This is a genomic window from Hymenobacter sp. CRA2, from assembly GCF_002007105.1.
In the GTDB taxonomy this organism is placed as follows: domain Bacteria; phylum Bacteroidota; class Bacteroidia; order Cytophagales; family Hymenobacteraceae; genus Solirubrum.
This window is the reverse complement of record NZ_MVBC01000013.1, coordinates 68,497-92,754: the sequence shown is the minus strand read 5'-3', so window position 1 is coordinate 92,754 and position 24,258 is coordinate 68,497. Positions and strand designations below refer to the sequence as shown.

General features: G+C 65.4%; 18 protein-coding genes. 1 reads left to right on the top strand and 17 read right to left on the bottom strand.

Annotated elements, in window-relative coordinates; genetic code table 11:
• Positions 1-318 precede the first annotated feature (318 nt).
• From B0919_RS18990 to B0919_RS18935, 12 genes are all read right to left on the bottom strand, one after another.
• On the bottom strand, positions 319-1,533 hold the full coding sequence (locus tag B0919_RS18990) for a DUF1972 domain-containing protein (protein ID WP_078013869.1): 1,215 nt from the start codon (positions 1,531-1,533) through the stop codon (positions 319-321).
• Between the two features lie 116 nt (positions 1,534-1,649).
• Positions 1,650-2,765 (bottom strand): glycosyltransferase family 4 protein, encoded by a 1,116-nt coding sequence (locus tag B0919_RS18985; protein WP_078013868.1) that lies wholly within the window; start codon positions 2,763-2,765, stop codon positions 1,650-1,652.
• Complete coding sequence (locus B0919_RS18980) at positions 2,762-4,000, bottom strand: glycosyltransferase family 4 protein (RefSeq protein WP_078013867.1); 1,239 nt, start codon at positions 3,998-4,000, stop codon at positions 2,762-2,764. The genes B0919_RS18985 and B0919_RS18980 overlap by 4 nt, the downstream gene beginning before the upstream one ends.
• Positions 4,000-4,722, bottom strand: coding sequence for an acyltransferase (locus tag B0919_RS18975; protein ID WP_078013866.1), 723 nt, complete (start codon positions 4,720-4,722; stop codon positions 4,000-4,002). Before B0919_RS18975 ends, B0919_RS18980 begins: the two co-directional genes overlap by 1 nt.
• Positions 4,719-7,172 carry a hypothetical protein gene (locus B0919_RS18970; RefSeq protein WP_078013865.1) on the bottom strand — a complete coding sequence of 818 codons (2,454 nt, stop codon included), beginning with the start codon at positions 7,170-7,172 and terminating at the stop codon, positions 4,719-4,721. Before B0919_RS18970 ends, B0919_RS18975 begins: the two co-directional genes overlap by 4 nt.
• 578 nt (positions 7,173-7,750) lie before the next feature.
• On the bottom strand, positions 7,751-8,323 hold the full coding sequence (locus B0919_RS18965; protein ID WP_078013864.1) for a histidine phosphatase family protein: 573 nt from the start codon (positions 8,321-8,323) through the stop codon (positions 7,751-7,753).
• Positions 8,324-8,561: 238 nt separating this feature from the next.
• Positions 8,562-9,857, bottom strand: a complete 1,296-nt coding sequence (locus B0919_RS18960) for an O-antigen ligase family protein (RefSeq protein ID WP_078013863.1) — start codon at positions 9,855-9,857, stop codon at positions 8,562-8,564.
• On the bottom strand, positions 9,850-10,971 hold the full coding sequence (locus B0919_RS18955) for a glycosyltransferase family 4 protein (protein ID WP_078013862.1): 1,122 nt from the start codon (positions 10,969-10,971) through the stop codon (positions 9,850-9,852). Before B0919_RS18955 ends, B0919_RS18960 begins: the two co-directional genes overlap by 8 nt.
• The gene (locus B0919_RS18950; protein WP_078013861.1) at positions 10,968-12,263 is read right to left on the bottom strand and encodes a lipopolysaccharide biosynthesis protein; all 1,296 of its coding nucleotides are present in this window, start codon (positions 12,261-12,263) and stop codon (positions 10,968-10,970) included. The genes B0919_RS18955 and B0919_RS18950 overlap by 4 nt, the downstream gene beginning before the upstream one ends.
• Complete coding sequence (locus B0919_RS18945; protein WP_078013860.1) at positions 12,226-14,340, bottom strand: GumC family protein; 2,115 nt, start codon at positions 14,338-14,340, stop codon at positions 12,226-12,228. The genes B0919_RS18950 and B0919_RS18945 overlap by 38 nt, the downstream gene beginning before the upstream one ends.
• Positions 14,337-15,074 carry a polysaccharide biosynthesis/export family protein gene (locus B0919_RS18940; protein WP_078013859.1) on the bottom strand — a complete coding sequence of 246 codons (738 nt, stop codon included), beginning with the start codon at positions 15,072-15,074 and terminating at the stop codon, positions 14,337-14,339. The genes B0919_RS18945 and B0919_RS18940 overlap by 4 nt, the downstream gene beginning before the upstream one ends.
• Positions 15,075-15,127: 53 nt before the next feature.
• Positions 15,128-15,559 (bottom strand): response regulator, encoded by a 432-nt coding sequence (locus tag B0919_RS18935; protein ID WP_176133136.1) that lies wholly within the window; start codon positions 15,557-15,559, stop codon positions 15,128-15,130.
• Between the two features lie 530 nt (positions 15,560-16,089).
• Between B0919_RS18935 and B0919_RS18930 the strand changes: the two genes are divergently transcribed.
• Positions 16,090-17,532: a hypothetical protein gene (locus B0919_RS18930; RefSeq protein WP_217701046.1), complete on the top strand. Its 1,443-nt coding sequence runs from the start codon at positions 16,090-16,092 to the stop codon at positions 17,530-17,532.
• Positions 17,533-17,692: 160 nt separating this feature from the next.
• Here B0919_RS18930 and B0919_RS25965 read toward each other — a convergent pair whose 3' ends face one another.
• The 5 genes from B0919_RS25965 to B0919_RS18905 all read right to left on the bottom strand — a co-directional run bounded on the left by B0919_RS25965 (position 17,693) and on the right by B0919_RS18905 (position 24,159).
• A complete protein-coding gene (locus B0919_RS25965) occupies positions 17,693-20,500 on the bottom strand; it encodes a S8 family serine peptidase (RefSeq protein WP_176133135.1) in 2,808 nt (935 codons plus the stop codon).
• 250 nt (positions 20,501-20,750) lie between these two features.
• A complete protein-coding gene (locus B0919_RS18920) occupies positions 20,751-21,020 on the bottom strand; it encodes a hypothetical protein (RefSeq protein ID WP_078013855.1) in 270 nt (89 codons plus the stop codon).
• A 143-nt stretch (positions 21,021-21,163) separates the two neighbouring features.
• Positions 21,164-22,090 (bottom strand): universal stress protein, encoded by a 927-nt coding sequence (locus B0919_RS18915; RefSeq protein WP_078013854.1) that lies wholly within the window; start codon positions 22,088-22,090, stop codon positions 21,164-21,166.
• A 132-nt stretch (positions 22,091-22,222) separates the two neighbouring features.
• Positions 22,223-22,957 (bottom strand): LytR/AlgR family response regulator transcription factor, encoded by a 735-nt coding sequence (locus B0919_RS18910; protein ID WP_078013853.1) that lies wholly within the window; start codon positions 22,955-22,957, stop codon positions 22,223-22,225.
• 56 nt (positions 22,958-23,013) lie between these two features.
• Positions 23,014-24,159, bottom strand: coding sequence for a sensor histidine kinase (locus B0919_RS18905; RefSeq protein WP_078013852.1), 1,146 nt, complete (start codon positions 24,157-24,159; stop codon positions 23,014-23,016).
• Positions 24,160-24,258: the final 99 nt, after the last annotated feature.

Sequence of the window (24,258 nt, the reverse complement as noted above, 5' to 3'; positions counted from 1 at the left end):
ATTTCAAATTTCCTGCATCAGCCAACATCCACGGAGGCGAAGCATCTTGCGCCCAGCAACAAGCACGGCAGCCCAGTCACCGCCGGGGCGTTCCGCGTGCTTACACAGGCCGGTTCGGGGGCGGAAGCAAACTATCCAGCTAGATTACTTGGTCATGCTTGGGGTGATACCCAAACTGGAGCCCACGAGAGCTGCCCCGATGCGTGGACGGCACATAACGCGGGTAGCTTGGGAAGATATTTGCTCTTCCCAAGCTACCCGCTTGGCTTCTGCCGATAAGAAGTGGTTGTGCCCTAGCTGGCTTCCTCGGCGGCTTGCTTACCGTTCGTCCTCGTGAAACAGTGTCAGCGCGTGGTAATGCCCGAGCTGATGTTCCAGTAGGTCGCGCCGCGTAAGCTGGCTTAGGCGGGGTCGGATGCTGCCCTTCTGCGTGGCCGAACAGACTTTGTAAATCAGGTGATTATACTTGCGGGCTACCACGGCCCAGGTGTAGCGCCGCTGGGCAATGGCCAGCATATTGGCGCCCAGGGTTTTCCAGGTAGCGTACGGTGTGCTGCGGATGCGCTCCTTCAGCTCCTCTTTCGAAGCAAAATACAGGGCCCGGTGTTCGGTCGTGGCTTTGTTGAACGACACGTCGAAGGCCAGCACGGGTAGGCCTAGGTACATGGCCTCCACCAGCGAGGGATTGGTGCCGCCGGCGCTGTGTCCGTGCACGTACACGAAGCAGTTGCTGCGGAGCACATCCAGCTCTTGCTGGTTGTAAATCGGGTCGAGCAGGTGCAGGTTGGGGTACTCGCTGTAGTGCGCCTTGAGCTGGCGGCCAAATTCGCTGTTGGCCCAGTTGCCAACGAGCACAAACGGATAGTCCGGTAGCTCGGCAAAAGCCTCCAAAATCAGTTGCACGTTGTTTTCGGGCTCGATCCGGCAGACCTTAAAGGCGTAGGGGTGTCCCAAAAAGGGATACGTTTTTTTGTGCCCCCGGGTAATTGGCTGCCACACGGCATGGTCGCCGCCGTACTCGATGACGCTGCTGCGCGTGCTGTAGGTGCGGGCCGTGTAGTTCTGGATGGCGTCGTTGTCGGAAATGTCGGCGTGCGAAAACTTCACGGCCAGGTTTTCGGCGAAGCGCAGGTACCACTTGGCCGCCGGGCTCCACTTGTCGCGGCGCCACTCCAGCCCGTCGATGGAAATGATGATTTTCTTGCGGGTAAACAGCTTCACGAAGGGCAGCAGAATGCCGCCCGGCACGCCGAGAATGAGGAGTACGTCGGCAAAAAACAGCGCGTGCAGAATGGAAAGGCAGTCGTAGATGACGCTCTGGGCGCCGTTGGCATCGAAGGGCAGGTACACCAGCCGGGCGCCTTCGTAGGTGCGCTGGCGCTTTTCCTTGGGGTATTTTTTGCCGCTGCAGTACACCGTCAGCTCGTGCTCCTGGTGCAGGTGCTTGGTCAGGTAGGCCGTGAGGGTTTCAAATCCGCCGTAGCAGGCCGGCAGGCCGACGGTGCCGATAACGGCGACTTTCTTGCGTGTCATGCGTGGGGTAAGAGTAGAAGTCAATCAGGAAGGGAGCAGGGCCGGCGGTGCTTGGCCGACGGGTAAGCGTGAAAGCGGCGGGCAGCCGCCGGAAAGCAGTAGCAGGTGTGGACCGGTTAGCTGGCGGGCAGCCCCGGGGCCGCCGCGCACTCGGCCTGGAAGTGCTGCTGAATCTGCTGGGCAAAGCGGGCCGGGGCAAACTCGGCCGCCCGCAGCCGGCAGGCACTGGCCATGCGCTGGTAGGTCTGGGCGTTGTGGTGCAGCAGGGTCAGGGCAGCTCGCAGGGCGGGCAGGTTGCGTCCGTCGATGGCGAAGCCGGTCTGCCCGGCCTGGTTGACTTCGGCCACGCCACCAACCGTGGGCACGACGACGGGCCGGCCGTACTGCAGGGCCTCTAGGATGGTCATGCCGAAGGTTTCGACCCACTCCGCCGGGCGCGAGAGGTTCAGCACCACGGCGGCGCGGCGGTAAAACGGGTGCATGTCCTGGGTAGCCGAAAACAGCGTCAGGTTGGCGGGCACGGCGCCGTGGCGCTGGTAGTGCTGCACCTGGGCCGCCGGGGCATTGAGCACCAGCTCAAACTGCATATCGGGCAGGGCGCGGGCCAGCTGCAGGAACTCCGGCACGCCCTTGTAGTCCTTGAGCGAGCAGGCCATCAGCACCACAAACGGGGCGGTGGCGGGGCGGGCCCGCGCGCCCAGGGCCTCGGCCACGAAGGCCGCCGACAGGGCGTTGGGCACCACGTGCTGCTGCGGCACCCGCAGGCCCAGGGTGCGCTTCACGTAGCACGACACGAACAGCGCCCGGTCGGCGGTGATATTGGCTACCAGGCAGAGCAGGCGCATCAGCAGCGCAGGCCGGATGGACACTTCGTGCAGGTGGTACACCACGCGGGCGCCGCGGCACCATGCGGCCAGCGCGGCCCCGGCCGGCAGCAGGGAGTTGACGTACACCACCGTGCCGGGCCCGGCCAGGCGCAGCACCTTGACGAACAGCAGCACTTGGGCACGCAGGAAGTAGAGCAGCGTCAGCCACTTGTTCGGGCTCCAGCGGTAGGGCAGCGGGTGCGTGGTCACGCCGGGCAGGTCGCTCAGAAAGCCAGGCTCGGCGCCGGTGGCCGTCAGCAGCTCCAGGCGGAAGCCGGCGGCGTGCAGGCTCTGCAGGGCGGTGCGCAGCACCAGCGGGCTGCCGCTACGGTCGTTGAGCAGGTGGGCGGCAATAACTCTCTTCATTGGGGCAATACGTGCTGGTAAATGCGCTGCAACTGCTGGCCGCGGCGCGCCCAGGTGTGGTGGGCGGCCACGTGGGCCCGGCTCAGCTCGGCCTCGGCCGCTTGCAGGGCCGGGTCGGCAAACAGGCGCTGCAGCTGCGCGGCAAAGTCATTGAGGTTTTGTTCGCGGGAGGCGTAGGGCACTTTCAGGCCGGAAGCGGCGGGCACCAACTCGCCCGGGCCTTCGTTTTGGTAGCAGAGCACGGGCACGCCGTAGCTCTGGGCTTCGAGCACCACCATACCGGCGCCTTCGTGCGAGGGGAAGAAGAACACGGAAGCCCGGCCGTACAGCGTGAGCAGCTCGGCGCGCTCCAGCCAGGGGCGGTGCTCGGTGCAGAGGTCCAGGCCCTGAGCCGTGACCAACTGCCGCAGCCGGGCCTCTTCCGGGCCGCTGCCGATGAGCAGCAGCCGCACGTTGCGCTGCTGCGAAGGGCCGAGCCGGTGGTAGAAGCGCCCGAAGGCCTGCACCACCACGTCGAAGCCCTTCAGCGGCACCATGCGCCCGGCTATCATCACCGTAAATATGCCGTTGGTAGCGGGGCGGGGAGCAGTGGCGGGCAGGTCCACGGCCACGGCCGGCACGATTTCAAACTTGCCCGGGCGCAGGCGCAGCTGCGGGGCCACCGTGGAGTTGACGCAGAGCACGCGCCGCGCGCGGCGGCGCGTCAGGCGCAAAAACGGGTCCAGGCGCCAGAATCCCCGTTTTACCAAGCTCAACAGGCGGTCCTGGCAGTAGGCGCGGCGGCCGTGGGGGCGCAGGTGGCTGGCCGGGATGGGCGCGTGGTGCCCGATGGGGCCCCACACCAGCGGCCGACGCAGCAGCCACAGAAACGAGGGCGTCCAGTCGCTGTGGAAGTTGAGGTTGTGCACCAGGTCGACGGCCGGGGGGCGGCGCCACAGCCACAGGGCCAGCCCGAGCTGCCACAGATAGAAGTAGAGCACCGAGAGCAGCGGGCCTTTTTTCCACCAGCGCGTCCAGGCCGGCAGGTCGAAGTAGCGGAATTCGACCTGCTCGCGCACCCAGGCCAGCTCGGGGTGCGCGAGCAGGTACCGCTCGATGGGCGGCTGGTTGTTTTCGCGCGTGACGGCCACCACGCGGTGCGTGCGGGCCGCCTGCAGAATCAGGTTCCAGCCCGTCGCGTCCTCCGAGCCTTTGTAGGGGTTGACGGCGTAAGCCGTCATCAGCACGGTGTTCATCAGGCGGATACGGGTTCGTTCGGCACGGCTGCGGGCTCGCGCAGGGAAATGATGCGGGCCGGCACGCCAGCCACCACGCAGCGCGGGGGCACCGGGCGCGTCACCATGGCCCCGGCGGCCACCACGCAGCCCTCACCGATGCTCACCCCGTCGAGGACCGTGACCTTGCTGCCGATCCAGCAGTTGGCCCCGATGTGAATGCCGCGGCGCGTGACGCCCTGCAGGCGAATGGGCCGCTCCATGTCGGCGTGCACGTGGTTTTCGGGATGGCAGCTGAAGTACTGGCCGATGATGCAATGGTCGTCGATGGAAAGGCCGCCGGCGCCGCCGAGGTAGGCAAATTCGCCGATGCCCACCGAGTTGCCGATGTGGATGAAGGCGCCCGGCTCCTGCAACGACGTGGACACGACCACCTGGCTGAAGGCGCCGATGCTCACGTTGTCGCCCAGGGAGAGGCCGCGGGTGGAGAGGGCGCTGAAACGCACCCCGTCGCCGGCCTTCAGCCAGCGCCCGAAGCGCATGCGGCTCAGGTACTCGAAGCGCACGCCGCGGCCCAGCAGGGCCCCGTGCGGGCGGCGGCCGCGCAGCCACAGCTTCTGGCCGCGCAGCAGCGCCGCGGCCGTGCGCCCGGCAAAGCCCGCCAGCCAGCCCACCGATACGGCCGGGTGAATGGCGAAGTGCGGGTTGCGCCGGCGCACGAGGCTTTCTAACAGTTGTTTCATTGAATTTCGGCTTGGATGTAGCGCCCGATCAGCGCCAGCGTGTCGTCCAGGTTATGGTTTTCGATGGGCACGTACTGCGACTGGCGGTACTTGCCCGCGAGCTGCCCGAACAGCGTCTGGTACTTCTGCGTCAGCTCGCGGATGGTGTCGCCCGACAGCTCCTGCTTGCGGCGCAGGATTTCCTCCGGGTCGGCGTAGAGGAAGAAGTTCAGCCGGGGCTTGTTGACGAAGGCGTACAGGCCCCGCGTGAGCGGCTCGGGCAGGCTAATGTTGCTGCGCCGGCTGTCGTTGATGAAGTCGAAGTAGTACCGGTCGTAGAGCACCACGATGCCGCGGCGGGTGTACTTAAGCCACACCACGACCTGGCCCAGCAGGTAATCGAGGTAGTAATACCCGAAGCGGACGAGCGAGGAGCTGAGCTTCTGGTTTTCGCCCTGGCGGGGCAGCGTCTGCACGGCACGCTGCTCGGCTTCGGCCTTACCGTACTTCCAAGCGCTGAGGATGGGCAGCACCGACGGCCGGTGGCGGATGACCACCACGCGCTTGCGCCACTTCTTCTCCAGCCGCTCCTTGATGTGCTCGATGACCGTGGACTTGCCCGCCCCGTCGACGCCGCTGAAGGTGATGACGAAGCCGTGGGGCCGGAAAAACGAGGCTGCCGTGTGCAGTGCGTAGCGCAGGTTGCGCCATTGTAGCTGCCAGTAGCCATTGCCGGCCTGGGCGTGCACCATCAGGCGCAGCTGCACGGCTATCAGCGGCTGGTACGTGCAGGCCGAGGCCACGCTGTCGAAGTGCAGGCAGTACTTATCGACCAGGTAATCCAGCAGCATGCGCTGCTCCTGCGGGCTGCGCTGCTCGAAAAACCGGCGGTGCGGGGCCGGCACGTCGCTGCCGTTGAGCCAATAAAACAGCCAGGTGTACTCGAAGTCGTGCCAGAGGGCTGGCACCGGTACCCCGGCCGAAGCCACGCGGGCCCCGGCCAGCATTTCGGCGCTGTCGACCATCTGCACGGCCTTGCGCAGCACCTGGTGCAGCAGGTCGACCGAGAGGAAGGAGCCGTCGTGGAAAAAACAGTCGACGGACGCCATGTGGGCCTGCCGGCGCACGGCCGCCGAGCGCACCAGCGGGAAGCGGCGCAGAAAGGCCGCCGTGGCCTGCACCTGCGCATGCGGGAGCAGCAGGTCCACGTCGGAGGTGGCGGCGGGGTAATAAGCGTTGGCGGCGCGCTGCTTGAGCACCACCCCGCCGCGGGCGGGCAGGCCGTCGAGCAGGTCGTAGAGGCAAAGCTGGCGGTGCTCCACGTGGGCGGCCAGCTCCAGGGTCAGCAGCTCGTTCCAGCCGGCCAGCAGCCACTGCACCTGCGTGTGCCACTGCTCCTGGGCGTGGTACACCAGCGCGTAGCTGGATACCTGGTGCAGCAGGTACAGCTGCAGGGCCGTGCGCAACGACTCCTCGGTCAACTCGGGGAAATGCGTGCGGGCCTGCTGCCAGAGCTGCTTGCGGATCTGTGCGGCGGGCTGCCGGCTCACCAGCAGGCCCTGCTGCACGTGGAAATGAAACAGGTCGTAGAGCAGTGGGGCGGCGGGCAGGGCAAACTCCAGGTCGTAGAGGGCGAGGTGGTCGGGAGCCAGCCAGCAGTTCCAGGGCGTGAAGTCGCCGTGGGCAAAGGCCAGCGGCAGAACCTGCCCCGGCTCGATGCGCTCCAGCAGCAACTGCAGCTTGGTGCGCAGCCCGAAGGGAATGCGCGTGTCGGGCAGGTCCTGCAGGCGCGCAACCTGGCGCTGCACCGTCTGCCAGAACTCGGTTTCGGCGAGCGGATGTGCGGTGGCGGCCTGCAACTGCTCGCGCAGGTAAGCCAGGTGCTGGCCGGTGAGCTGGCTGGCGCGCCGGGCCCGGACCGGCTTCACGCCGCGCTGCAGCAGAAAGCCCGGTTGCGCGGCCAGTACTTCGGGCACGCAGAACGAAGCGGCCGGGCGCTTGGCCAGGGCCTGCAGCGCCCGGGCTTCGGCCTGCACCTTATGGGCCGCCGCCGCGGTGAGCGGCAGCTTGGCAAACGTACGGCGGCCGGCCTTGTCGACGGAGCAGCACACGGCTTTGCGGTACGGGCCGGGCGTGCCCGTAAACAGGGCAAAATCGGTGGCGGGCCAGCTGCGCGTGCCAGTGCTGGCGAAACGGCCAGGCAACACCGGAAACAGCCAGCGCGTGAGCCCGCAGGCAAACACCAGCCGCACCAGAGCGCAGAACAGCCGGGCCTTGGGCGACGAGGCATTATAGAACTCCAGGAAGAGCGGCTGGCGCAGCCGGGCCGGCCACACCCAGCGCAGGCTGCCGCCGGGGTTGCGTAAGCCGCGCAGCTGGATGCCGCCCTGGCTAACCGCCGCATAGCCCAGCTTGGCCATCAGGCTGGTCAGCAGTTGCTGATCATCATCGGATAGGGTAGTTGTGTGCATGCCGGCCCTGATGCCAAGGCAGGGCCAGAAATTATTTTGCAGATAACGATCTGGTAATCAATGAGTATATTTTAATGATTCGTCCTGCCAGTCTATGAGCTGGACTATCACTCCCGGGTTTGGAGCCCTAGTCCAAGTGCTGGGGGGGGCTCGGACAGCCTGATCCAGCGCTTGGATTGGTGTTGGACAGCGAAAAAATACCCCGGCCCGCGCTACCCAAACGGCGGCGCGGGCGGGCTACCGGTCGAGCCGGAGTGTTACTTAGGCAATAGCTCCCCGCCGCTCAAAGACCAGTCTGCATGACCTGAATGCTACTTTCCACAGCTGTCCGCAAATGGTGTAGCGCGTGCTTCGGCCCGCGTCCGTCCGCACGTAATCGTGCGGACGGACGCGGGCCGAAGCACGCGCTACAAGTGTTTACCCAGCCGCTATAAACGGAAGCAGGTCAGTTGCGACCTGCTTCCGTTTACGCCGCTCGCTGAGCCAGATGCGGCCGGGTGCCTCGGAACGGGCTTTTTAGCTCGCTCAGATAGGGCTTCGTCTTTGGGCGACACATGCCAACGGGAGTGGAAGCGAGGCTACTCCGAGGCGCCGTAGCGGCGCGTCAGCACCATCGGGAAGCCATCGGCCGGTAGCCGTACTTCCAGCAGCAGGTCGTGGTCGGTTTCGGCTACGCTGCTCACGGGCCGGGGCACGCCCAGCGCATCGACCAGCGGCAGCAGGGTAGCAGGCTCGCCGACCACGACCACGGTTTTGCCGGCGTACTGCTGGGTGATGCGGCTGGCTACCGCGCTGGGTTGCGTGGCATTGTACACCAGGGGCGTCAGGTGGATGCTCTGCGCCAGCGGCGCCACGGTGGCCCGGCAGCTGGGCACCGGCGGCGTAAACACGGCTGCGACTCCGCGCTGGCTCAGCAAATCGGCCAGGGCTTGGGCACGGACCTGCCCGGCTGGGGCCAGCGGGGTACCGCTGGTGCCTACTGGGGCTTTTTCGCCGTGGCATACCAGCAGCACTGTAGTGCTGGCCGGCAGCACCGGGCGGCGCGCCGACCGGATTTCGCGCGCAAAGAGGAGCAGGCCCATCAGCATCAGGGGTGGCAGCAGGCCCAGCAGCCTGGCCACGCGGTGAGAGTTGTTTAGTAGTGTCTTCATAAAAATGGGATGTGAAAAGCCGGAAAAAATGCGGTGCAGGCACCGGTGGGGAAGGCTGTGGAAAGAGTGGGGCGGTATTTGGGCGGCTGCGAAACGGGCGGCCGGGCTGGCAACAGGGCGCAGGCAGCTGCCCCGGCGGAGGCCCGGAAAGCGTGCGTCAGTGAGGAAAGAGGAATGCGCGCTGGCCGGGCCCGGTCCATCTAGGCACTGAACTGGTGTGCCGGCCGCAGAGGGTGCATCAGGCTGGCAGCAGCGGCAGCTCGGGGCGCTTGCGCTTGAGCAGCAGCTTTTCGGCCGTGGAGAGCAGCGGGTGGTAGCGCAGGCTGATGAGGAAAATCAGCAGCTGGTAGAACAGAATGCCGTAGTTGGTCTGTCCGAAGATGCCAAACTCGGTGAACGAGTTGATCAGGATGGGGATGAGCAGGCCGAAGAAGAGCAGGCGCCGCTCGGTCTGCCGGGTGCGTACGAAGCCGCGCAGGGTGAGCGTGAGCTGAGCCAGCACCAGCGCGAAACCTACCAGCCCCAGGTTCAGCAGCACCTGAATGAACGTGTTGTGCGTCATCTGGGCGGCGTAGGTGTGGGTGCTCTGAAAATAGTCGCCGTAAGCAATGCGCATGAAACCGTAGCCCAGCAGAGGCTCCTTGGGCAGCCCTTCGGTGAGCAGGGCGTGCCAGAAGGGCAGGCGGCCGGTCAGGCTCAGCACTTCCTCCACGCCGCCCTGCTTGATGAACAGGGTGCGTACGGCCACCGGTACGGCCAGCAGCGCGGCGGCCGCGGTAGCCCACTGCAGCCGCCGGTGGCCCGACTGGAATACGTGCAGCAGCGCAATCAGCAGGAAGCCCACGAGCGAGGAGCGCGAGCCGGTGAGCAGCAGGGCATAGAACAGGGGCAGGATTTTCAGGGCCGTCAGCAGGGGGTGGTAGCCGCGGTAGAAATTGAAGCTCAGGCAGGAGATGCCCACCACGCAGAGCATGCCCAGCTCGTTGGGGTTCATCAGGAAGCCGCCGAGGCGGGCCTCCTCGCCGTTGTGGGTGAGGCGGTAAAACACCTCGGGCGCTACCAGCATGCCCCCTAAGAATACCGCAATCAGCCCAAACGAGGCGTTGCCGACCACGTTGGGCAAGCTGATGCGGCTGGTGGGGAAAAACGCATCGAGCAGCAGAAAGCACTTCACGAAGTAGAACGCGAAGACGAGGCTCTCCACGTCCATCACCAGCTGCAGCAGCGAGTACGCCGCGTCGGTGGACCAGAGCAGCGAGGCCAGGCCCAGCAGCAGGTAGCCCGCGTAGAGGATGGGGGCCAGGCTGTTGTGCCAGCGAAACGAGTCGACGGCGCCGCGACTCAGAATCAGCCGGTACAGTCCGTAGGCGGCGGCCGTCATGGAGAGGCGGCTGACCATTTTGAAGGCGCGCGTGAAGCCCACGTCTTCGCTCCAGGTGAAGAAGCCGGCCAGCTTGACGAGCAGCACCAGCGTGAGCAGCACCTGCAGCAGGCGCAGAAACCGGCGGTGGTCGGGGGGAGAAGTGCTACGCATAAAGGGCTTGCTGATACATGCGCTGATAATCGTGCAGCAGGGTGGGCCAGGCGAAGGCCGTGCTCACCATGTCGCGGCACCGCTGGCGCAGCTGCGGACGCGGCGTGCTCTTCCACTGCTCGAAGCAGCGCTGCAGGCCAGCGGCAAACTGCCCGGGCTGGGCTTCGGCCAGCACCTGCCCGCACTCGAAGCGGCGGATGTACGGGCCCATGTTGGTGGCCTCGGTCACCACGCACGGAATGCCCAGCGCAGCCGCTTCCAGGATGGACACGGGCAGGCCCTCGTAGTGGGAGGTGTGCGCGAAGGCGTCGAGCTGGCGCAGCAGGTCGAACTTCTCCTCGCCGAAGCGGCTGCCGAGCACCTTGATGGTGCCGGCGGGCGCGGCGGCGGCCCAGCGCTCCACCCGCTCCCGGTCGGGGCCGTCGCCGATAATCCATAGTTCGGCCCCGGGCTGCCGGCGGGCAAATTCGCCGAAGCCGGCAATGAGGCAACTCAGGCCCTTGTGGCTTTCGTCGAGGCGCCCGCAGAAGCCCACGCGGAAGACCTGGCCCGGCGTGGGCACGGGCGGCGGGCCGGCGGCCGGCAGCTCAAAGCCGTAGGGCAGCAGGCTGGTGGGCAGCGCGGGGTTGAGGGCCTGCAGGCCCTGCACCTCGCTCTGGCCCAGGCAATGCACCCGGGCGGCGTGCCGGAGCACGTACTGCTCGCAGAGGCGCAGGTACACGCGCTTGGCCAGCTGGTTTTTGCGCAGGGCCTGGGGGCCGTAGCTGCCGTGGGGCGTCACGATGTAGGGCAGGCCCAAGGTGCGCAGCTGGCGGGCCGCCGCGTAGTACGTCGGGATGAAGCCGCCGTGCAGGTGTACCACGGCGGGCCGGGCCGCGTCGTGCAGGGCGTGCGTCAGCGCCCCGGGCAGCCGGAAGGGGTTGCGGCCCGCGGCAAACAGGCGGGTGCGAAACTCCCGGGGCGGGTAGTTTTCGGCCACGTCCCGGGTAATGCCCCAGACCTCCACGTCCCAGCCGGCGCGGCTTTGCTCGGTGGCCAGGGCGTGCACCACCTTGTTCACGCCGTTCATGCGCTCCGGGTTGGCTTTGCCCAGGATGAGGTGAATAACTTTCATTGCGTTTCGAGGGCAGCCAGGCCGCCCGGTTCAGTTGAGTTGTTGCGTTGGGCCCGCCACACGGTCAGGCCCCAGTACAGGCCCAGCACCACCTGCGCCACTATCCAGCCCAGCACCACGCCGCTGGCCTGCCACTGCCCGATCAGCCAGCGCCCCAGCCCGAACGACACGCCGATGCTGAGCACGTAGCCCACGAAGTAGGGCCGCGAGCCATCGAGCAGGCGCACGGTCAGGCGCAGCGGGTACACCAGCAGAATCACCACGTACAGCACGCAGCACCAGCGCAGCACGTTGCTGTACTGCAGCGCATCGGCCTGCAGCCAACCTACGATGGGCCCGGCCAGCACGAAGAGCAGCACAATGGGCCCGGCCGCCAGCAGCAGCATGGTGCGCGTGAGGCGGGCGCGCTGCTGCTCGAACAGCCGCGGCTGCCGCGCAAAGCTCTGGCTGAGCTTGGGCAGCACGTAGTTTTCGGCCGCCTGCAGGCCCACGTTGAAGATGCCCATCAGCGTCTGGGCCAGGCGCAGGATGCCGAGCGTGGCCGCGCTGCCGGCCCAGCCGGCAAAAGCCAGCAAGGCGTTGGCAGAGGTCCACTGCAGCAGCACAGTGGGCAGCAGCCAGCGGGCCTGCCGGCCGTGCGCCCCCGCGAATTCGCGCAGGGCCCCGGCTGCGAAGCCCGGCCGCCAGCGCAGCGCAGCGGCCGAAAGCAGCAGGGCCGGCACGGTGGTCAGCCCCACGGCCCAGAGCACGGCCGGCAGCGGCACGGCCACGCGGCCCACGGCCCAGTACAGCAGCACCAGCAGCTGCCCCGCGCCCGATAGCACGTCGCTTAGCAGCGCTACCTGCACCTGGCCCTCGGCCAGCAGCAGCTTGCGGGCGGTATCCTGCCCACAGGTAGCTACCAGGCACACCAGAAAGGCCGGTAGCGCCGCCGTGGCGACCGGCACCGCCAGGCTGACGCCGGCCACGGCTAGTGCAGCTACCAAGCTGAAGACCAGCTGCATGGTCAGCAGCGCCTGCCGGTAGGCCGGGCGCCGGGCGGCCGCCGTCTGCCCGTGCACGATCTGCATGGGCTGCGAGATGAGCGCGCCCTGCACCGCCAGGGCCAGCAGCAGCACCATCTGCCAGGCACTGTACTCGCCAAACACCGTCAGGCCGCAGAGCCGGGCCAGGAAGACATTGGTGAGAAAGGACGTGGCGCTGACCACTGCCTGGCCCGCTACTACCCAGTAGCGGGCCGGCAGGGCGGCAAGCTTACGCGGTAGCGTGGGCGCCAGCACGGGCTTCGCCAAACTTCCAGCTGGCCTGTTTGGCCGGGCGCTTCCCAAAGCGGCGGAACAAGCCCGGGCGGTAGCCTTCGCGGTTCAGGCAGAAGTGCACGTTCGGCAGCTTGTACTCCTCCACCAGTTCTTCCAGCTGCTTGATGCGAGCCAGCGGGGTAGTGCAGCCGTCGAGCAGCACCAGGTTCACGTCGGCGCCGGCCATCACGGCCAAGGCGTGGCTGTCCTCGTTCAGGGGCAGGTTACGCACCAGCATCAGCTCCGAGTCCAGGGCCGCCGGGTTCAGCGTCTGCGGGTCGGTGATGTGGATGCCGCGCAGCTTCTTGCCCTGCGCGTTCAGCGTGGAGGTCAGGTTCTCAAAGAAGAAACCGGAGCCTTCCTGCTCCTCGAAAGAGCTTACCACCACTTTCTGCCCCTGGTTCAGCAGGCCTTTCAGCTCCAGGCGGGTAGCCAGCTGGCGGAAGTAGGCCACGCGCTGGGCCCCAGCGGGCAGAAACGGAATGCTCACGGCCACCGGAATGCGCGACTCCTTCTGAATCTGCAAGGTATCGTTCGGGGTAGCGCGGGCGGCCGAGAACAGGTACACCAGCGCCGTGCCCGCTACCAGGCCCAGGAAGCCCGATACCAGCAGCACCAGCAGGTGGTTCGGCGCGATGGGCTCGGTGGCCGGTACGCCCTCGGAAATGATGCGGTGGTAAGAAGTCGGGGCGGCCTTGGCAATTTCGGCCTCCGTTTTCTTCTCGTGCAGCATGGTGTAGAGCTTCTCGTTCAGCTGGAAGTTGCGCTCCAGAATGGCCAGGTTTTTCTCGCGGGTGGGCAGGCCCACGAAGGCCTTTTCCGACTGCTGAATGGCCTGGTCAATTTCGGCGTACTTCACCTGCAGCGCGTTGCGGGTGTTCTTGATGCTCTCGGTGAGGTAGCTGTTCAGGTCGGCCAGCTTCTGGTCGATGGCCACCACTTTCTCGTCTTCGGGCTTGAAGCGCAGCAGCAGGTCGCGCTTATCGGCCTGCAGATCCTTCATCTTCTTCACGATTTCGTTGGAGAGCAGGTCGTTGAAGGCCTCGAAGTTGGGGGCCAGCTCCAGCACGTTCTGCTCGCCCGAGGTCATGTACTGGTACAGCTTGGTGGCCGCGGCCAGGCTCATGCGCAGGTTGGCGCGCTGCATCTTCAGCTCGGCAATCTTGTGCAGCTCCGTGTCGGTTTCCTGGCCGATGTTCACGATGCGCTTCTGGTCGCGGTAGCCTTCGATGGAGTTTTCCGACTGGGCCAGGGTCTGGCCCACCGCCTGCAGGCGCTGGTCGATGAAGTCCACCGAGGTGTTGGCCACCTTGTATTTGTTTTCCAGGTAATCCTGCATGTACACCTGGGTCAGGGCATTCACCAGGTCGGCGGCCTTGTCGGGCACCGGGCTGCGGAAGCTCACCCGGATTACGGCCACGTCCTTGTCGACGCTGGTGATGTCGAGGCGGTCGAGCACGTCCTGCAGGAGCCGGTCGTGCGAGTGGCGCACAAACTCGTAGGTATCGGCCAGGGCCAGGTCGGGCTTTTCGGCCAGCAGCGTCCGGTTTTTGGCAATGGTCACTTCCGCCCCGCTAAAGAGCAGCACCTGCCCGAAGCGGCCCTGCTTGGTTTCGCCCGAGGGCGCGGTCAGCGTCAGCTCGTCGTCGGAGATGATGTCGAGCTTGAATGCTTGGTCCTGCCAGCGCGGGTTGCTCAGCTTCAGCTCGACGGCGAAGGGGCTCTGCTTGTAGAGCTCGGTCTTGCGGATGTCGCCCACCCGGTAGGTGCTCAGCTCGAAGCGCAGGGTTTGCAGGGCCTTGTCCAGCAGCAGCCGCGACTTGAGCAGCTCTACCTCGGCCCCGATCTTGTTGTTCTGGGCGAAAACGTCCGTAGTCTTTACCAGGTTGGTGCTGATGGCGCTTTCGTTGGTTTCGGCCAGCTTGATTTTGGCCGTGCTTTCGTACTGCGGCGTGGCGTAGCGCAGGTACTGGTAGGCGCCCACCACGGCCAGGGCCGTGCAGAGCAGAATAACGGGCAAGCCGCGCCAGAGCGGGCGCACCAGGCGCAGGGTTTGGTTCAGCTCGCTCATAGGGAGAAAATCAGGCGGGTGAGAACGATGAAGGCGGTAATGCTCGACGCCACGGCCAGCGTGGAGCCAGACTTTTTGTTGAATTGCTTGCCGTTGCGGGCGGGCACGAATACCACGTCGCTGGGCAGCACCACGATGTTGGTGAGGTCCAGATTGTCGGCCCGCGTAAGGTCAACTTCCAGCTCGTGCACCTGGGCCCCGATGGAGCGGAGCACCTTCACGTGCTCTTTGTCGGCGTACTCGTTGAAGTCGCCGGAGCGGCCGAGCACTTCCACCAGCGTGTTGCGCTCCTTTTCCAGCAGCAGGTTGCCGGGCGTGTTTACCTCGCCGAGTACGGTCACCTGCTTGTTGAGCACCTTGATGTTGACCTGCGGATTGACGACCCACTGGCTCAGCACCTGCTTGAGGTTGGCTTCGGCTTCGGGCACGGTCAGGCCTTCCACCTGGAAGGGGCCCACCTTCGGTAGCGCTACCTTGCCCTGGGCATCGACGAGCAGCCACTTGCCATATACCTCGTTGGAGTTGTAAATGCTGTAGATGGAGCCCACGCTCAGTTCCTCGTGGTCCCACACGCTCACGCTCAGCTTGTCGTCTTTGCGGATCTGGTACTGGTACTCGGGGTCGAGCGTGAGCTTTTTGTACTCGGTTTTGCTTGCTGATTGAAAGAGGTTCTGCGTGCAGCTGGTCAGCAGGCACAGCAGCAACAGGCACCCCGTTTGTAGGAGTTGTTTCATGGTACTTTTAAAGGATGTGTCTGGCGCCCGTCCGCGTCGGACGGCGCGCGTGGTTAGAAGTTGAAGAAGGAGAAAAGCCGGGAAGAGCGGTTGGTCTGCTTGCGGGCCAGCAGCGTGCGCATGAGCATGATTTTTTCCAGTACTGCGCTGAGCTTGCTGGTCATGTGCTCGTCTTTGACGATGTAGTCGAAGGCGCCGAATTTGAGCGACTCGACGGCCACTTCCACCTGCTGCTGCCCGCTCACGAACACCACGTAGATGTCGGGGTTGAAGCGCTTAATTGCCTTGAGCGTGTCGGTGCCCGATACGCTGTCCATCACCTGGTCCAGGAACACGATGTCGGGCTCGTCGGTCAGCGCGTTGAGGCACGCCCCGCCGTTTTCAAATGTGTGTACCCGCTGCAAGCCGTTGCTCTTGAGGGTGTGCTCCATCAGCTTAAGGCAGAACGGGTCGTCGTCTACCAGAAAGATTTTAGGTTGCTCCATTGGCATAAGAATCGGTTTGGCCCGCCTTAGGCCAGGAGCATACCAAAGTGACTTTTTTATTTATATGTCTTATTATCAGTTGGTTATTTCATGGCCCACAAATCTGTTGCTCTGCATTCTGGACTTTGGTCCAAATGCTGGATAGGAACCTGGCCGCTTGCAAGGCCATGGGTTAATTGCAGTAACTGGCCGCGCGGTTACCGTCCGGCGGTGGCACGAAGGGGCGTTGCGGGGGAAGCCCACGGAAGTTGTACTAGCCTGTTGCAACGGGTAAAAGCAGCCTAACCTTTGGCGGAGGTGGCAGGGGCCAGCCGGTGCGAAGCGGCGTCTGCCACGGTAATTGCTGGGTCTATTCGCTGGATGATTTATCCAGTTGCTGGATAACGTGCGCTAGCGCCGTAATAGGTATGCGCCTAGCAATCAGGGTGCTGAGTTCCTGGCAAGGATTGGTCCCGCATTGGCAGGTAGAAACCGGAGCCTAATCCCGAACAGGCTCCTCGTTCCTTCTTTCCACCCCATTCTGTGTTCTTATGTTCTTATCTACCCTTTCCAGCGCTGCTGCGTTTCGTCCGGCCACGTGGATAGGTGTCAGGGCACTACGTCAGCTTAAAGCAGCCTCGGCCCTTGCGGTTCTGCTCGCAGCTTATCAGCCCACCCACGGCCAGACCCCGGATTGGCGCTGGGTTGCCCATTCTTCCGAAAGCGGAGCGGCCATGGTGCAAAAAGTGGCCGCCGACGCGGCCGGCAACGGCTACGTCGCAGGCCGTTTCAGCCGGCAGGTACGGTTTGGGGCATTTGAGCTGAAAAGCACCGGCAGCAGCGACGTATTCGTGGCCAAAGTATCGGCCGATGGCCAGTGGCAATGGGCCGTGTCGGCCGGCGGCGACGGGGCCGATATAGCCAGCGGAATCGAAGTCGATCCGCAGGGCAACGTCATCGTAACCGGTTCCTTTGCCGCCACAGCCCGGTTTGGCGCCCTCACCCGCAGCAGCCAGGGCAGCCTCGATATGTTCGTGGGCGTGCTGTCGCCCAGCGGCCAGTGGCAGTCGGTGACCACGGCCGGCGGAGAGGAGCAGGACCAGATACTGGACCTGGCCATGGACGCGCACCACAACATCTACGTGGCCGGGCGCTTCCGCGGCACTGCCAGCTTCGGCACAACCACGCTGCAGAGCCAGGCCGCGTCCGATGCCTTTATTGCCAAACTCACTCCGCAGGGCGAATGGGCCTGGGCCAGCCAGACCAACGGCGACGACCAGACCGTAATTCAGGGGCTGGCCGTGGATGAGGCAGGAAGCGTGTACGCCGCCGGCTACTTTGGCGGGGGCACGCGCTTTGGCAGCACCACGCTGACCAGCGCCGGCACGCACGACGCTTTCGTGGCCAAAACCACGGCCGCCGGGCAATGGCAGTGGGCTACCGCCGGCGGCGGCGCCAGCACCGACTACGCCCACGCTGTTGCCGTCGGGGCCGATGGCAATGTGTTCGTGACCGGCTCCTTTTCCGGACGGGCCTCACTGGGGACCAACGAGTTGGTAAGCCGCGGCGGCTCCGATGCCTACGTGGCGCGGCTCAACAAAACCGGGCGCTGGGACTGGGTATACACCCTGAGCGGCAGCGCCCTGGAAGAAGGCACCGGCATCTGTCTGGGGGCGGGCGGCAGCATCTATATTTCCGGGCACTTCAGCCGGGGCGCCCAGTACGGCAGCATCAGCCTGGCCAGCAAAGGCAGCACCGACGTTTTCGTGGCGCGGCTGACCAGGAGCGGCAGGTGGCTGGACTTCCTCTCGGCTGGCAGCACCGCCACCGACGAAGCCAACTCCATCAAGCCCAGTCCATCAGGTGATTTGTTTGTCGGCGGTACGGTAGGCGCCGCCACGAGCTTTGGCGCAAACTCCGTCGACGAAGTCACGCCCCAGGTTTTTATCGGCCGGGCCATGTTCCCAGCGCGCATGACGGCTGATATTTACTAAATCACGCCAAGAGCCGGCCACCCAAGCCCGCCAGTATACCACGCCCTGCCATCAAAAAGCCCGCAGCTACCGACTCCTCGGTAACTGCGGGCTTTTTGATGGCAAAGTGGCTACACCGGATTTTTACCCGCTCACCCACGCTACAGCGCCAGGCAGCAAATCAGCGCTGCAACACCACGCGCTGCACCTGCCAGCCCGCGTCGGAGCGGATGCGCAGCGAATACACACCCGGTGATATCCGACCCAGGTTCAGGTCGTTGGTAGTGGCCGGTACGGGCCAATGCCCCACGCTACGGCCCAGCGCATCCAGCAATTCGGCCTGACGCTCAGCGGCGGCAATCGGCAGGATGACGCGCACCTGGCCCGTGGTAGGATTGGGGTACACCTGCCAGGTCAGCGCAGCCGCGGGCGCGCGGGTAGGCAGCACCTGCTGATACCGAATCTGGGCTGCGTCGGCGGCAGCCTGCAACTGCGCCAGGGTGGGCGCGGCCACTACGGCAAAGGCCACCGTGACGGAGTCGTTGGGGGCGAGGCGGCCCAGGGCGGCGCCCAGCACGTGCGATACATCCGAGCCGACGGTGCCGCCCGCGCGGTTTTGGCGGGTGCCGGAATTAAGCGTCAGGAATTTTTCGGCGGAGGAAAAGCCATCGGCAAAGGATAAGGGCGCCGTGGGGCCGGCGGCGTTATTGATGGCGTAGTAGCGCACGGCCGGGCGGGCGGTGGGCTGCAGAAGCCGCAGCCCGGCAAATACCGTCGGCCGGACCGCGTCGGCTACGTAGCCGAGGTAGCGCGTGGAGTCCCAATTGGCCACGTTGTGGCCGGCGTCGCCGGGTAGGTCCCAGTCCATAAACAGGCCCGCGTGCAGCGGCCGCAGCGTATCGGCCGAGACGTTGCGCACCGTGTATTCCACGATGGCGTAGTCGCGGTCGGTGGCTGGTGCCGACCAGGCCCAGGCCCGCTGCCGCACCCGGATGCCCAGCGTACGGCCCCGGCTCAGGCTGGGCAGCGAGTCCTGAAAGGCACCGGCTGCCTGCTGGCGGGCCGGGGTTTCGGCCACCATGCGGATCGGTTGACGCGTGAGAAAATCCGCATCGGTGGTGTAGAGCGGGGCGCTGCGCAGGTGGTCCATCACCTTGGCGGGGCCCGTGGCCACCAGCAGGCCGCCCTCGCTGAGCAGGTTGGGCGAGTTGCGGTAAGTAATGCTGGCGCCGATCTGGTTGTCGGTGCCGTCGTAGCCCAGGTTGCCGCGGCTGGTCACAGTCAGGTGCAGGTCGTTGGCGGTGAGCACCACGTAGTCGGGGTTCAGCTCCAGCACCACGTACTGGTCGTCTTGGTAGTCGCCCGAGGCCGTGAAGCGGCAGCGCAGCACGGCGCGGGTGCCAGCGGGCGTGCCAGCCGCTACGCTCAGCTGCAGCGGCACCGTGGCAGTGGCGCTGGTAGCCAAGCTGCCCAGGGTAGCGCCACCGCTGACGCTGAGCTGCGGCGTGAGCGAGCTGACGCTCAGCGTGAGGCCCTGCACCGGTTGCAGCAGGTTCTGTATGGTGAGCGTGAGGCGGGCCGTGTCGGCGGGCAGCAGGCGGGGGCGGCTCAGGCGCTGGCTGAGCACGCGCACAGCAGTCTGATTCGGGCCCAGTGCCAGCGCCCGGCGCACGTTGAGGCGGCCTGTACCCAGCTTGCCCACCAAGGCGGTATTGCCCGGGAGGCTGTAGATGTCGTCGGTGGTGCGGCGCAGCACGGCCGCTACCTGCGCCGCCGACAACTGCGGGTACTTGCTGCGCACCAGTCCCGCCGCGCCGGCTACGATGGGGGCGGCAAACGACGAGCCGGCCACGGGAATGTAGGAGCTGTCGTTGCTGGCTTCGGTGGTCAGGATAAAGTCGCCGGGCGCCGAGAGGGCCACGCGGTAGCTGTAGGTGAGCACCTGCCGGTCGGTGGGCGAGACACCGGCCACCGATACCACGTTGTCGTAGGACGCCGGGTAGAAATCCAGCTCGGCGTTGGCGTTGCCGGCCGCCGCCACCACCAGCACGTCCTTGTTCAGGGCGGCGTAGTTGATGATGTCCTGCTCGTACTGCGACTTGCCGCCGGTGCCGCCCCAGGACAGGTTGATGATGCGGCAGCCGTGGTCGGCGCCGTACACCACCGATTCGTAGCCGCCAAACACGCCGCCGGCGGTGCTGGGGTACACTTTCAGCGGCAGGTAGCGGCAGTTGAAGCCCACGCCCGCCAGGCCCTTGCCGTTGTCGGGGCGGGCCACGACGCAGCCGGCCACCAGCACGCCGTGGCCGCCGTAGGGCGCTTCGGCAGTGGGGTTGTTGTCGTTGTCGGCTAGGTCCCAGCCCTGGAAGTTGTCCACGTAGCCGTCGTTGTCGTTGTCGCGGCCGTCGATGGGGTCGGCGTAGTTGTGCTTGAGCTGCCCGCGCAGGTCCTCGTGCGTAAAGCGCGTGCCCGTGTCACTGATGCCGATGACCACGGTAGAGTCGCCGCGGCTGAGGTCCCAGCCCCGGTAGGCCTGGATATTCTTCAGGTAGTACTGCGTCAGGGCCGGGTTGGTGCCGGTGGAGTCGGCACCGGGGTCGTTGGGCTGGTAGAGCGGCGCGCGTTGGTAGAGAGGCTCCACGTAGGCCACGGCGCCCGTGGCCAGCAGGGCCTGCCGCACTTTGGCCAGCGGCAGGGCGGTGGGGTAGCTGAACTGGTAGATGGTGCGCAGCTCCACGCTGCCCGGCCGCTCCGGCGACGGGGCTTGCGCCTTTGGGTACTTCTGCGCCACGCCCGCGGCCCCGAGCTGGCGCAGAGTGGCTTCCACGGCTGCCAGCGAAGCGCCGGGCTGCAGCTTGAGAACGGCCAGTCCGGGCACCGTGGGCGAAGGTGCGGCGGATGAGGCCGCTGGTAGCTGGGCCAGGGCAGGGGCCGCAGAGGCGCTTAGCAGGCTGCCCGCCGCAGCTAGCAGACGTAAAAGTTTGTGCATAACGGCAGTCGGTGGAATAAAGCCGGGGTGGATAGCATACGTAAATGTAACAGCTGAGCGGTGCGCTTCCGGCGGATTTTGCTCAGGCATGGGCAGGGCTGGCTCACTGTTCCACGCTCCTCGCCCAACGCGCACACGCGGGTTGGGGGCAGTAGGCCTTGTGCGCACTCATACTTGCCCCTGCTGGCCCCAAATGCAAATGGCCCGCAGAGTTTTCCACGGGCCATTGAGCAATTGAAGCCGCGCACGCTTACTCGCGGCCCTTGGTGTACTTGTATTTCTTGGGGGCTTTCACCGTGCGGAACTGGTAGGGGTTGTTCGCCTTGGTATCGATGCCCAGCCCGACGCTGCCGCCGCGGGTTTGCTTGTATTGGCGGCGGTCATTTTCGCGGTGGGGTGCTCTGTTCGCCGCGGACTTATAGTTGCGCGGGTTCTGCATGGTGGCGTCGCCGCTGCGCGAGCAGGAAGTGCCGCTGAGCAGCAGCAGGGCAGAAAACAGGAAGTAAAGTAGCGGTTTCATGGGCGGTGGAGTCGGGGAGAAAAGATTGGGCAATGTGCCAGCTTATTAGCTTGTTGCCATTGCCTTTTACTCCGATTGCCACCAAAAAGATATAGGCCGGTTACTCTAACATACTCGACTCCGCGAGTAGTGAGCCGGGCTTTTCAGGCGTAGCGCGTCCAGCGGACGGGGGCGGCCTCGGGCACTACCAGGGCCGGGATGGGACAATGCTGCATCAGCTGCGCGGTGGCGCTGTCCTCGAAGCGCTGCCCCGCGAGGGTGCGCTGCCGGGCCACAAACAGCAGCAGCTCGGCCCCGTTGGCCAGGGCCGTTTCGATGATGCCTTCCTCCACGCAGGAATGGTAAGTGGTCTGTACGGTGTGGGGCAGCTCGTGCAGAAAGCCCATTTCGTCGAAGCGCTGCAGCAGCTGTTCGGGCGCCGGGGCGGTTTCGTTGGCCGTGTACACGTGAATGCCCACAGCCTTCGGGATAAGCTCCGTCAGCAGGCGCGCGGCGGCCTTGCGCCCGGCCCCCAGGTAGAGCACGCGGCTGTCCTGCAGCAGGCACAGCAGCAGCTCCGATACGTGGCGGGCGTTGGCGGGCAGCCGCACCGGTTGGCAGTCCGTGTCGAGGGCCACGCGTGAGGGCGCCGCAGCGGGCGCGGCAAAGTCGGCGGGCACGATGAGCAGGGGCTGCTGTAGCAGTTGCACCAGGTACAGGGCCGTAGCTGGCGCGGCGGTGCCGTCATCGTCGGCAGGGCGGCCCAGCACCACCACGTTGGAGCGGCTACCGTCGAGCAGCGCCGGCAGCGACTCATCGAGGGGGCCGGTGAGCAGCTGGGAGCGGCAGGGCACCTGCTGGGCTACCGAGTAGGTGTGCTGGTGCAGGCGCCGCGCCGCCCCGGCGGGGCGCAGCCCGGCCGTGTGAGGGAAGTACGGCGCCGCCGGGTCGGTGGCCGTCGGTAGCGGCACTATCAGGTACACCTCCGCCCGAAGTTGGCGGCTTACCAGGTTCCGGGTCAGGGCAACGGCATACGCCAGCGCGTTTTCGGCTTCGGGCGTGAAATCCATCAGGACACTAAACGTAATCATAAGCGGCGGTGCTTGCGGAAAGTGAAGATGGTGCAGCGGCAACCGAAATTTAACTGGGCTTTGTATTATATAGTGTTAAAATTATATTAAAACGAAAAATAAAAATATTAATCAGCGTTGCTGTGCCGGCGCTCAAAAACTGAGCGCCTCCCGGAAGCGCATGGATTGCTGCCGCGATACTTCCACTTCGCCGCCGCCGCGGAGCATGATTTTCAGGGTGCTGCTGAACCACGGCTCGATGTGCTCAATCCATTTCAGATTGACGATCTGCTGGCGGTTGACGCGGAAGAATACCGCCGGGTCGAGGCGGGCTTCGAGCTGCTGCAAGGTGCGCGGGATGAGCGGGTGCACGTCGTGGAAGTGCAGGCGGGTGTAGTTGTCGGCCACCTCCAGCAGTTTCACGTCCTGCAGGCGCACAAACCAGCACCGTTCCCCGTCCTTCACGAATACCTGATCGGTTTCGCGTAGCAGGTCGCGGTGCGGCACGGCGGGCTCGGCGCCCTCCGCATCGGCGACCAGGGCGGCGCGGGCTTTGGCCAGGGCGGCGGCCAGGCGCTGTTCGTCCACGGGCTTGAGCAGGTAATCCAGTGCATTTACCTCGAAGGCCTGCACGGCATATTGGTCGAAGGCGGTGGTGAAGATGACCTGCGGGGCGGCTCCGTGGAGGCCAGCCAGCAGCTCAAAACCGGTGCGGCCCGGCATGTGAATGTCGAGCAGCAGCAGATCCGGGTTCAGGGCCTGAATGCTGGCCACGGCTTCGTCGGCGTTGGCGGCTTCGCCCACCACCGCCACATCGGGGTGGCGTTGTAGCAGGCGGCGTAGCTCCTGGCGGGCCAGGCGCGAGTCGTCAACGAGCAGAACGTTCATAAGGCAATAAAGGAGGAAAAAAGGGGGAATGAAGAATGGGCCGGAAGCAATGAGGATCAGCCAGGTAGCCCCGATAGCTGCCGGGACATTATTTCCTCATTCTGCATTCTGGATTCTTCCCGAAGAATCGGCAGGCGCACCGTGGCGGCCACGATATCGGGGGCGGTTTGCGTCAGGGTAAGCTCGGCAGCGGAGCCAAAGAGCAGCCGCAGCCGCTCGCGGGCGTTGCGCAGGCCGGTGCCGGTGCCGTCGGGGCGGGGGGCATCGGCAGCAGCGGTGAGCGAGCCGGTATTTTCCACCGTCATGCGCAGCTCGGGGCCGGTGCACCAGGCCTGCACGCGCAGCTCGCCGCCCGCCGGCCGGGGCGCAATGCCGTGCTTGATGGCGTTTTCGACCAAGGCCTGCACCAGCATGGGCGGCACCGATACGCCCAGGCACTCCTCCGGCACATCAAGGGTGTAGTGCAGGCGCTCCTCCAGCTGCAAGGACTCCAGCTGCAGGTAGTCGCGCACCACGGCTAGCTCACGGCTCAGCGGCACCTGCTCGGTGCGGTTCAGCTGAATGGCGTAGCGCAGCAGCTCCGAAAGGTGCGAGAGCATGCGGCGGGCGCATTCGGGGTCTTCCCCGATGAGGGCGCGGATGTTGTTCAGGCCGTTGAAGAGGAAATGCGGGTTGATCTGAGCCTTAAGCGTCTGCATTTCGGCCTCGCGCACGGCGGCGGTCAGCTTCCACTTGTCGATTTCGGCCTGCCGGTAGCGCTCCAGGTAGTGCTGCCCGAAGTACAGCGTCGACCACAGCATCATGACAAACTCCACGTTGATGGCGTAGCCGATGAGCATCGTCCAGTCGTAGGAGCGGGCCGAGCTGCCCATCAGCAGCTGCGCCGACGAGGCAGACAACAGCCCGATGATGATCTGGCTGAGCACGGCCACCACCGTGTGGGCCAGCAGCAGCCGCGGCAGCAGTGCCCCGATGGAGAGGTTGACCCAGCCGTAGCGCTTCACGTAGTTGCGCATGGCGTGGCTGAGGCCCAGTAGGGTGACGGCTACGTAAAGCTCTACCAGTAGGATAAAGGGCTGGAAGCTGTGGCTGAATACCATCACCAGGATCAGGCCCAGCACACCGTAGAGCACCCAGCCAACAATCTGAAACAGCCAGTACAGGCGGCGGCGCTGGGGCGAGGAAAAAGCAGTTGAGCTCATGCCGTAAGGAGTAAGCGGCTTACGCCAAGGCCGCCCGCGCCGGGGCGGTGGCCGTTTGGTAGCGGCCGTACGCGGCGTAGGCCAGGCCCGTCAGCAGGG

Bases quoted from the DNA above. Each gene is read 5' to 3' on its own strand.
- B0919_RS18990 (WP_078013869.1), bottom strand. From the start codon at position 1,533: ATGACACGCAAGAAAGTCGCCGTTATCGGCACCGTCGGCCTGCCGGCC.
- B0919_RS18910 (WP_078013853.1), bottom strand. From the start codon at position 22,957: ATGAACGTTCTGCTCGTTGACGACTCGCGCCTGGCCCGCCAGGAGCTA.
- B0919_RS18930 (WP_217701046.1), top strand. From the start codon at position 16,090: ATGTTCTTATCTACCCTTTCCAGCGCTGCTGCGTTTCGTCCGGCCACG.
- B0919_RS25965 (WP_176133135.1), bottom strand. From the start codon at position 20,500: ATGCACAAACTTTTACGTCTGCTAGCTGCGGCGGGCAGCCTGCTAAGC.
- B0919_RS18985 (WP_078013868.1), bottom strand. From the start codon at position 2,765: ATGAAGAGAGTTATTGCCGCCCACCTGCTCAACGACCGTAGCGGCAGC.
- B0919_RS18905 (WP_078013852.1), bottom strand. From the start codon at position 24,159: ATGAGCTCAACTGCTTTTTCCTCGCCCCAGCGCCGCCGCCTGTACTGG.
- B0919_RS18915 (WP_078013854.1), bottom strand. From the start codon at position 22,090: ATGATTACGTTTAGTGTCCTGATGGATTTCACGCCCGAAGCCGAAAAC.
- B0919_RS18970 (WP_078013865.1), bottom strand. From the start codon at position 7,172: ATGCACACAACTACCCTATCCGATGATGATCAGCAACTGCTGACCAGC.
- B0919_RS18965 (WP_078013864.1), bottom strand. From the start codon at position 8,323: ATGAAGACACTACTAAACAACTCTCACCGCGTGGCCAGGCTGCTGGGC.
- B0919_RS18980 (WP_078013867.1), bottom strand. From the start codon at position 4,000: ATGAACACCGTGCTGATGACGGCTTACGCCGTCAACCCCTACAAAGGC.
- B0919_RS18935 (WP_176133136.1), bottom strand. From the start codon at position 15,559: ATGGAGCAACCTAAAATCTTTCTGGTAGACGACGACCCGTTCTGCCTT.
- B0919_RS18955 (WP_078013862.1), bottom strand. From the start codon at position 10,971: ATGAAAGTTATTCACCTCATCCTGGGCAAAGCCAACCCGGAGCGCATG.
- B0919_RS18945 (WP_078013860.1), bottom strand. From the start codon at position 14,340: ATGAGCGAGCTGAACCAAACCCTGCGCCTGGTGCGCCCGCTCTGGCGC.
- B0919_RS18975 (WP_078013866.1), bottom strand. From the start codon at position 4,722: ATGAAACAACTGTTAGAAAGCCTCGTGCGCCGGCGCAACCCGCACTTC.
- B0919_RS18960 (WP_078013863.1), bottom strand. From the start codon at position 9,857: ATGCGTAGCACTTCTCCCCCCGACCACCGCCGGTTTCTGCGCCTGCTG.
- B0919_RS18920 (WP_078013855.1), bottom strand. From the start codon at position 21,020: ATGAAACCGCTACTTTACTTCCTGTTTTCTGCCCTGCTGCTGCTCAGC.
- B0919_RS18940 (WP_078013859.1), bottom strand. From the start codon at position 15,074: ATGAAACAACTCCTACAAACGGGGTGCCTGTTGCTGCTGTGCCTGCTG.